Origin of the sequence: Aeromonas finlandensis (assembly GCF_000764645.1) — a bacterium.
GTDB lineage: Bacteria > Pseudomonadota > Gammaproteobacteria > Enterobacterales > Aeromonadaceae > Aeromonas > Aeromonas finlandensis.
On the sequence record NZ_JRGK01000008.1, the window covers coordinates 1 to 891 of the forward strand.

The following is an 891-nucleotide window of genomic DNA, read 5'->3' on the forward strand; positions in this document are numbered from 1 at the left end:
ACTATCGCGATGATGGCAAGGGGCTCGACGAGGTGCCGGGTGATGGCATCATGACCGCGGAAGTGACTCTGCAGGATATTCCAGCGGGTAAATACCGCGCCATGTTCAGCACTGGCAATCAGGTGTTCGTCCGTGCCCGTTATCAGGATGTGCTGCTTTACCCTTATCCGTTCAGCTATAACCTGGCGCCCCCTTCGGAAGAGCTGGGAGCCAAGTTGTCGCTGTTGATCGACCGTGATGAGCTGGATCCTGCCTCCGTGGTGATCAAGGGGATTGTGCACAACAAGGCGGGAGGCAGTTACTCCTTTAGCGAGATGGCCACCGCTCCCAAGCTGGATATCGACCTGTCGCTGATCAAGATCCCCGGGCAGTACGACGTGCAGGCCACCCTGTATGGGACGACCCGCCTTGGCCGTGAGGTGAAGGTCGCATTGCCGGTGAAAACCTTCAATATCTTCCCGCCACCCCCACCTCCCGTAGAGCCGGTGTCGGCGGCCGCACCGGCATCCGCAGCCGAGGCGACCCATGACGCGCCGAAAGAAGCGGGCATGGGGTGGCTGATCTGGGTCCTGGCTGGCGGCGGTGTGCTGCTGGTGATACTGGGTGGTGTCGGGTTTGTGGTCATACAGAAACGGCGAGCCTTGAAGCGTGCCCTGGCTGCTGCCCAAGCGGAGAATCAGCAGGCTGAGCAATCGGCCGCCAAGCTGGATCTCAATTTGCCGGAGCAGTGATCCGAGCCCTGATATGGCGATGTGCCAGATAGCAAAACCGCCCTCAAGCAGGGCGGTTTTTCTTTTATCACAACGTCAAATCGGGCATCAGTGTTCGCCGATATAGACATCCTTGTTCTGTTCGCGGATCTCGAGGAACTTGTCGAGGTTGGTCATCATC

1 pseudogene is annotated in these 891 nt (G+C 58.8%); it reads left to right on the forward strand.

The window, feature by feature from the left end:
* Window positions 1-731 (forward strand): annotated as a pseudogene (locus LD28_RS23310) (TIGR03503 family protein); the annotation flags it as partial.
* Window positions 732-891 lie beyond the last annotated feature (160 nt).